The sequence below is a fragment of the Rhodococcus sp. LB1 genome (assembly GCF_001583455.1).
GTDB lineage: Bacteria > Actinomycetota > Actinomycetes > Mycobacteriales > Mycobacteriaceae > Rhodococcus_F > Rhodococcus_F opacus.
Genome location: NZ_LTCZ01000422.1, coordinates 1 through 7,994 on the forward strand (window position 1 = coordinate 1; position 7,994 = coordinate 7,994).

Annotated in this window: 5 protein-coding genes and 2 pseudogenes; 3 read left to right on the plus strand and 4 right to left on the minus strand. The window is 67.9% G+C overall.

What is annotated here, in order from left to right; all coding sequences use genetic code 11:
• Both AZG88_RS43425 and AZG88_RS54790 read right to left on the minus strand, forming a co-directional pair.
• Window positions 1-711, minus strand: a pseudogene (locus AZG88_RS43425) (HNH endonuclease); the annotation flags it as partial.
• Between the two features lie 133 nt (window positions 712-844).
• On the minus strand, window positions 845-994 hold the full coding sequence (locus tag AZG88_RS54790; RefSeq protein WP_156517758.1) for a hypothetical protein: 150 nt from the start codon (window positions 992-994) through the stop codon (window positions 845-847).
• A gap of 172 nt (window positions 995-1,166) precedes the next feature.
• Here AZG88_RS54790 and AZG88_RS43430 point away from each other — a divergent pair, with 172 nt between their 5' ends.
• Window positions 1,167-1,811 carry a dihydrofolate reductase family protein gene (locus AZG88_RS43430; protein ID WP_005251351.1) on the plus strand — a complete coding sequence of 215 codons (645 nt, stop codon included), beginning with the start codon at window positions 1,167-1,169 and terminating at the stop codon, window positions 1,809-1,811.
• Window positions 1,812-1,842: 31 nt separating this feature from the next.
• On the opposite strand, the gene AZG88_RS43435 is transcribed toward AZG88_RS43430, so the two are convergent.
• Together AZG88_RS43435 and AZG88_RS43440 are read right to left on the minus strand one after the other, a co-directional pair.
• Window positions 1,843-2,679 carry a class I SAM-dependent methyltransferase gene (locus AZG88_RS43435; protein WP_005251354.1) on the minus strand — a complete coding sequence of 279 codons (837 nt, stop codon included), beginning with the start codon at window positions 2,677-2,679 and terminating at the stop codon, window positions 1,843-1,845.
• A gap of 103 nt (window positions 2,680-2,782) precedes the next feature.
• Window positions 2,783-5,465: pseudogene (locus tag AZG88_RS43440) on the minus strand (AAA family ATPase).
• A gap of 122 nt (window positions 5,466-5,587) precedes the next feature.
• Between AZG88_RS43440 and AZG88_RS43445 the strand changes: the two are divergent.
• Together AZG88_RS43445 and AZG88_RS43450 are read left to right on the plus strand one after the other, a co-directional pair.
• Window positions 5,588-7,522, plus strand: coding sequence for a 2-oxoacid:acceptor oxidoreductase subunit alpha (locus AZG88_RS43445; protein ID WP_061701177.1), 1,935 nt, complete (start codon window positions 5,588-5,590; stop codon window positions 7,520-7,522).
• 5 nt (window positions 7,523-7,527) lie between these two features.
• On the plus strand, window positions 7,528-7,994 hold a 467-nt coding region (locus tag AZG88_RS43450), incomplete at its 3' end, for a thiamine pyrophosphate-dependent enzyme (protein WP_231914404.1).

Sequence of the window (7,994 nt, forward strand, 5' to 3'; positions counted from 1 at the left end):
ACACCCGACGCCACCGATGCTCCGGTGCCGCGGTCGAACAACAGGTCCACCATCAGCTGATTGCGGGTGCGGCCACCGCTGTCCCCGGTCGCGATCAGACTGTCCGCGTCCCGCCCCAGCGTGGCCTGCAGACACACGGCCTGCTCGACCGGCATCAGCACGCTCAGATAGGCCATCGAGTCCGGCGCGGGGCGTGTCGTGACCCGTCGTTCGGACACTGCCTTTCGGTGCCGGGCCACGACCGCTGCGGCGTCGAGTTCGACCGCCAACGCTTTCGCCCGATCAGTCCGCGGTCGCCGACGCCGTCGAGAATGGCCGGGTCCGAGCACAACCGGCGGTCCACGATCGCCCGAATTCGTTCAACCGCCCGGTCTGCAGCAGGGTCAGGGTGTGCGGCATTTCGTGCACCAGAGCCCGTGCGAACCCCAGGTGCCGCCCGCCGCGGTTCGGGGACTCTCTGCGGGCCAACGCAATCTGCGAGGCGATGCCGCGGTCCCAGTCCGCCCGCGGTAACCCGGCGGCCTTGCGGTCCGCGCGGATCTGGGTGGCGACGTCGTCGGTGATCACCGCCTGCACCGCGCACCCGACCGACTTCAACGTCTCGATCGCATCGAGCAGATCGATGCCCAGTCCCGGATCTCCACTTGCCGCCTCGGCGCATTGCAGTCGCGCCGTGAATGTGCGCAATTCCTCGAGAAGTACTGCCCCCACAACCAACCTCCCCCAAGGTCGTTCGAATACATGTTCGACTCTAGCAGCGAAGTCCCGACCGGGCAATGCCCGAATCGCAGGCTGGGTACCGTGTGCACAGGCGCAGCCCCCGCGGAGGGTCAGGCGCTGACTGTCAGCCCACGCGGATCCCCCGTTTGGCGACAAACTCGCGGGCTCGACCCATCAGCCGAGCGACCTTGGACGACTCGATGTCCACCGGCTCCGCAATGGGCCCACCGATCGACCCCGCCATCTCGGCCCCCGTCTCCGTGTCGGTGACCACCCGTCCATCGGCAAGGGTGATTCCCCGAGGAGGCGTGCGGCGCGGCGCTGTCAGGTTGCAGCCTCAGAGTACGGCTCGAGGGAATACGATTTTCGACGTTCCGCGATGAGTTCGGCCATCTCTTCAGGTCTGTCTATTTGTATCCCGCACCCGGCTATTGGAGGAATCGCCCATGCCCCGCACACGGATCCACAATATGAATATTTCCCTCGACGGCTACGCCGCCGGTGAGCACGTGACGTTCGACGCCCCGATCGGCGATGCCGAACGGCTATTCGATTGGTTCGACGGACGCGTCATCCACGGGGTCGACCGGGTAGACGCCCCAGTCACCCTGGACCGCGCCGTGACCAGCCTGTGGAGCCAGGGCATCGGCGCGGAGATCATGGGTCGTCGCAAGTTCGGCCCCCAAACCGGCGAGTGGCCCGACGACGGGTGGCGGGGCTGGTGGGGCGACGAACCGCCATTTCACACACCGGTGTTCGTCATGAGCCACTACCCACACCCCAGCATCGACTTTCCCAACGGAACGAGCTTCCACTTCGTGGACGCGCCACCCCATGAGGTGCTGCGCATGGCCCAGGAAGCTGCCGACGGTCGGGACGTCCGGATAGGCGGAGGACCCTCGACCGTGCGGCAGTTTCTGCAGGCCGACTTGATCGACTTCATGCACCTGGTGATCGTGCCCATCACCCTCGGGCGCGGCGTATCCCTCTGGGAGGGCTTGAACGGCATCGAAGACCGCTTCACAGTCGAGACCGTCGCATCCCCCAGTGGGCTTACCCACCAGTTCTGGAACAAGAACGGCCACGACTGATCCCGGTGGCTGTTGCGACCTCTGTCCGCAATTACCACTTCCGTGCGGTGAGCAGGAGGTATTCCCAGTTCATCACTGTGCCGCCGGTACCGTGGTCGAAACGACGTGCGAGATCGGCGAGTTCGTGATCCAGTGCGGCGACCCGGGCGGGGTCGTGGGCGATGTTCCTGTACACCGCGATGGTCGGACCGTAGCGGGTCTTGAAGTAGTCGCGGAAGTCCTCCGGCGACCGGAACTGATCGATGCGCACGGTGTGCCGGGTTGCCACGATGTCGGTGATGTGGTGGCCGAACAGCGCCCGGACGTGTTCCTCCCGACCCCACAGTGGCGGGGGCTGCGCGCCCGGAGGGGGCGGGGGTGCATACGGTTTCATCGTTGCGAACATCTGGCCGATGAAACCCTCGGGGGTCCAGCTGAGTAGACCGATCGTCCCTCCCGGCCGGCAGACGCGGACGAGTTCGTCGGCGCTGGCCTGATGGTGCGGGGCGAACATGACACCGACGCACGACATCACGGTGTCGAACTCGTTGTCGGCGAACGGCATCGCCTCGGCGTCGGCCTCGCGCCACTCCACCTCGGCTCCGAGTTCGGCGGCCCGGCGGCGGCCGGCGTCGAACAGTTCGGGGGTGAGGTCACTGGCCACGACGCTCGCACCGGACAGCGCCGCAGGGATGGCGGCGTTGCCGGAGCCTGCCGCGACGTCGAGAACACGGTCACCGGGCCTGACCCGGCTCGCCCGGACCAGGGCGGGGCCGAGGCCGGCGATGATGTCGGTGGCGAGGGCGGGGTAGTCGCCGAGAGCCCACATGGCGCGGTGTTTGTTCTTCAGGTCGCGGTCGGCTTGCACTGCGTCGATCGTGTCATCCATCTCGGTACTCCGGTGGGTCGGCTGCATCGGTCGAGATCCAGCCTGGCCGGATGGCGGTGCCCCGAACAGGCACCCTCGGGGTAGGTTCCCGCCACCCCGGACGTCAGTCCTGGTCGCGGAACTGCGCCGCGAGTTCGCTGCGCGAGCGGATGCCGAGCTTCGCGTAGACCCGGGTCAGGTGGTACTGCACGGTCTTGACGGACAGGAACAGCTCGCCCGCCGCCTCCTTGTTGCTCGCTCCGCCGGCGACGAGTTCGGTCACAGCCCGTTCCTGCGGAGTCAGTTCCTCGAGCGTGAACCGGCTGCGTTTGAGGTTGAGGCCGCCGGCCTTGAGTTCGCGGTCGCACCGCTGCACGTAAGAGGTGGCTCCGAGCGCGAAATATCCCTCCCGGGCGGCCTGCATGACGGCGTCCGCTTCGCGCCGCTTCCCTGCCCGGCGCAGGGTCTGGCCGTACGCGAAGTTCACGCGGGCGCGGTCGTAGGGGAGGGGAAGGGTGTCGAGGTGCGTCAAGGCCGTCTCGAACACGTCCCGGGCGGAATCGATGTCGCCACGCGCGCCGGCGACGCGACCGCGGGCGTAACCGAGACGAGCCATCGCCGACCGGTGGCCGCGCTCGGCGGCGCGTTCCTCGTGCGGGGTGAGGAAGGTGTCCGCGTCGTCGACGCGACCGGCCATCACGAGGGCGTTCGCGTAGACGTCGGGCCACTGCCAGAAGCCGGGCTCGTCGATGCCCTCGCGCGGTTGCAGGCGGGTGAGAGGCTCGAGTGCCCTGATCACTGCGGCGTAGTCGGCCTGCACCTCGGCGCATTGGGCGCGTGCCAGTGAGGACGGAATGAACATCATCGGGTAGTCGTGCGAACTCGCCGCCGCGAGACGGAGGTGCTCGTGCGCAGCGGGCCAGTTTCCGCGTAGCGCGTGTGTCTGCGCGCCGGTCCAGTGCACCAGGGGCCGGACGAGGTCGAGTGCGGCGTCCTCGAGTTGGTGTGCCGCGCGGTCGACCGTGGCGATGGCGCCACTCCAGTCGCCGAGGGCGAATTGCGTTCGCGCCAGCCAGGCCTGCGCCCACAGCGAGATGCGGGTCGAGCCCATCCGGAAGGCCGTGGGGACGGCGCTCTCGAGTTCCTGACGCGCCGATTCGGGATCGTCCAGCGCCAGGTCGAGCCAACCCCTGGCCATGTCGAAGCGCTGGGACTGGGCACCGAGGGCGATCTTCGCGGACAGTGTGTCGTAGGCGGCCCGTGCCTCCACGATCTGACCCGTGGCAGCGAGTCCGAGTCCCATGATCGCCGCGGATTCGACGGCCGACGGATCGCCCGGATCGACGAGAGCCACGGCCCGGCCGGCCCATTCGACGAGGTCCGGTCCGTGCCAGCGGACGAGTGAGTCCAGGACGCGGCGCTGGCAGATCAGCGCGGCGGTCGCCGGATCGGTGTCCGGGTCGCATGCGGTCCACGACTGGGTGAGCAGCAGATCGGCCTCCGCGGGTCGTCCCCGGAGGATTGCGAGGTAGCCGAGTACGGCGTCGCGTAACGGACTTTCGGGGAAGCTCTCGATTTCCGGCGCGAACGCCAGTGCCTGGGGAAGGTTGCTGGCACCGACGAGAGCGTCGACGGCCCGGATGAGACGTTGTTCGCGTTCGCCGCGGTCCGCGGTGAGGCGGCTCGACTTGATCAGTGCGTCCGCGACGGCCGACCACGCCCCGACGGTCGCCCGCTGCGCAGAGTAGGTGTCCAGTTCGTCCGCGAGCGCGGGGTCGGCGAACGGCGCCGCCGCGGCGCGATGGTCCAGCCGCCTGCCCTCGTCCTCGACGATCTGTGCGGCATGATCGTGCAGGTCACGTAGCCGGATCGGCCCGAGGCTGCGGTAGACGGCGGCCCGGGTCAGCGGCGACGGGAAGGTCAGCACGGTCACGCCGCGATGCTCACCGACGGTGAGGAGGCCCGCCCGATGGATTTCGTCGAGCGCTTCCACCGGGTGCTCGATGCCCGCGAGCGCGGCGGCGTCGGCGAATCGGGGATCCCCGGCGAGTACGGCCGCCGATTCGACGAGTGCCCGGGCAGGCGCTGAGCACGCGGACAGTTGTGACTGCACTTTCGCGGCGAACGTGCGGGGTACCGGGAGCACTGGCTGCCACTGGCTCCACGCGCTCGGGTCGACTTCCTGCAGAAGTTGCGTGAGGTGCCGCGGATTCCCCGCAGTGTGCTGAACGAGCTGGTGCGCCACCGGGGCCGGAAGGTCGAGATGCGCAAGGGTATTCGCAAGTCTGCGGGTGTCGGACGCATCGACCGGCCGGACGTGGATCCGATGCCGGCGATGCCGGTCGAGGAGGTCGAGGACGTCCGCGGGAACACCCTCAGGAGGTTCCGAGTTCGTGACGAGGACGATCAGTGCCGGTCGGTCCAGCAGATGCACGGCGGAGGTCAGCGCCTGCAATGAGGCCAGGTCTGCCCACTGCGCATCGTCGAGCACGAAGACGAACGTTCACTGCAGCGACGAGTTCGCGGGCGACGTCGAGGGGGTCCGCCGACGTCACGGCCGCCCCGAGGAGCTGTTCGGCGACGCCGAAGGGATGGCCCGACGCCCACGGGGCGCAGACCGCGGAGAACGCGGGCAGGTCGGGATGCGCCGCGAGGAAGTGTTCCACCAAAGTGGTCTTGCCGATGCCCGGCACGCCTTCGACGACCACGACGACGGGCGCGTTCTCGCCCGCCTCACGCAGGATCGACTCTAGTTCGGCGAGTTCGCGGGAACGCCCGACGAGCTCGATGTTCCCTGGATCCCTCACACCACTCACCGTATCGCGGCGGCTGATTTCGGCGTGTTCCTGGCGAAAACTGGGAACGCTTGTACCGTGAGGTTAGAAGCTGCTGGTCAGAACGACTACGAGTCGAAGGATTCGGTGCATCCATGACGACGGAGGCGAACTCCACGAAGTTGGAGCGAGTGGCGATCCGCTTTGCCGGAGACTCCGGCGACGGCATGCAGTTGACCGGCGACCGGTTCACGTCGGAGGCGGCGGCGTTCGGCAACGACCTCGCCACCCAGCCCAACTTTCCCGCCGAGATCCGGGCGCCTCAGGGCACGCTCCCCGGTGTGTCGTCGTTCCAGATCCAGATCGCGGACTACGACATCCTCACGGCCGGCGACCGCCCGGACGTCCTGGTCGCCATGAACCCGGCGGCGTTGAAGGCGAACCTGGCCGAACTGCCGCGCGGCGGCATGATCATCGTGAACACGGACGAGTTCACCAAGCGGAATCTCGCGAAGGTCGGATACGCCACGAGCCCCCTCGACGACAACTCCCTCGAGGACTACGTGGTGCATCCGGTGGCGATGTCGACGTTGACGGTCGGCGCGGTCGAACCCGCCGGACTGAGCAGGAAGGACGGCGAGCGGGCGAAGAACATGTTCGCGCTCGGACTGCTGTCGTGGATGTACAACCGCCCCACGCACAGCATCGAGCGGTTCCTGCAGACCAAGTTCGCAGCGAAGCCGCAGATCGCGGAGGGCAACCTGCTCGCGTTCAAGGCCGGGTGGAATTACGGGGAGACGACGGAGAGTTTCGCGACCACCTACGAGGTGTCCGCGGCGACGCTCCCACCGGCCACGTATCGCCAGGTCACCGGGAACACGGCCCTGGCCTACGGGGTGGTGACCGCGGGACGGCTGGCGTCGCGGGACGTCTTCCTCGGCACCTATCCGATCACGCCGGCGTCGGACATCCTGCACGAGCTGAGCAAGCACCGGAATCTCGGCGTCACCACGTTCCAGGCCGAGGACGAGATCGCCGGAATCGGCGCGGCGCTGGGCGCCTCGATCGGGGGTGCGCTCGGCGTGACGAGCACGTCCGGACCCGGACTGGCGCTGAAGAGCGAAGCCATCGGGCTGGCGGTGATGACGGAGGTCCCGCTGCTCGTCATCGATGTCCAGCGCGGTGGCCCGTCCACCGGGCTCCCGACGAAGACCGAGCAGTCGGACCTGTTGCAGGCGATGTACGGACGCAACGGCGAGTCGCCGGTCGCGGTGATCGCGCCGTGCTCACCCGCGGACTGCTTCGACGCCGCCGTCGACGCCGCCCGGATCGCGTTCACGTACCGCACACCGGTGCTGTTGCTGTCGGACGGCGCCATCGCGAACGGCAGCGAACCGTGGGCCATCCCGGACGTGTCCGAACTGGACCGGATCGACCCCGGCTGCGACACGGCGCCACTGGTGGACGGCGAATTCGCACCGTACGCCCGGGACCGGGAGACGCTCGCCCGTGCCATGGCGATACCGGGAACGCCCGGGCTCGAACACCGCATCGGCGGACTCGAGAAGGCCGACGGCAGCGGCGACATCTCCTACGATCCCGCCAACCACGACCTCATGGTGCGGTTGCGCCAGGCCAAGATCGACGGAATCGCCGTTCCCGACGCGGTCGTCGACGACCCCTCGGGTGAGGCCGACCTGCTGCTCGTCGGATGGGGCAGCTCGTACGGACCCATCGGTGAGGCCTGCCGGCGTGCTCGCCGTGAGGGCAAGAAGGTGGCCCACGTGCACGTGCGCAACATCAACCCACTGCCCGCCAATCTCGGTGCGGTGCTGCACAGCTACGGGACCGTCGTCGCACCGGAGATGAATCTGGGCCAGCTCGCGATGATCCTCCGTTCGAGGTTCCTCGTCGACGTGCAATCGGTGACCAAGGTGCGGGGGCTCGCCTTCCTCGGCGACGAACTGCACGACGTGATCGACTCCGCGCTGGCCGGAACGTTGCGTGAGCACGAGCTCGCGAAGACCTCCGACGCGCTCGCGTCGGCGACCTACCGATCGACCGGACCCCGGCAGGAGGAATCGGCGTGACACGGATGATCAGTCGTGTCGGTGCGGATCTGGGCCTGAGCGCCACCGCGCACGTGCCCAGGACCGACGAACCGCAGAAGGCCAAGGACTTCACGTCGGACCAGGAGGTCCGTTGGTGTCCGGGGTGCGGCGATTACGTCATCCTCGCCACGATCCGAAGTTTTTTGCCGGAGTTGGGACTCCGACGCGAGAATCTGATGTTCGTCTCCGGTATCGGATGCTCGAGCCGCTTCCCGTACTACCTGGACACGTACGGCCTGCACTCGATCCACGGTCGTGCGCCTGCCATCGCGACGGGTCTCGCGGTGACGCGCCCCGACCTGTCGGTGTGGGTGGTGACCGGCGACGGCGACGCTCTGTCGATCGGGGGCAACCATCTCATCCACGCCCTGCGGAGAAACGTCAACATGACGATCCTGTTGTTCAACAACAGGATCTACGGGCTGACCAAGGGGCAGTACTCGCCGACCTC

Coding starts and splice junctions, on each gene's coding strand:
- AZG88_RS43430 (WP_005251351.1), top strand. CDS start 1,167: ATGCCCCGCACACGGATCCACAATATGAATATTTCCCTCGACGGCTAC.
- AZG88_RS43435 (WP_005251354.1), bottom strand. CDS start 2,679: ATGGATGACACGATCGACGCAGTGCAAGCCGACCGCGACCTGAAGAAC.
- AZG88_RS43445 (WP_061701177.1), top strand. CDS start 5,588: ATGACGACGGAGGCGAACTCCACGAAGTTGGAGCGAGTGGCGATCCGC.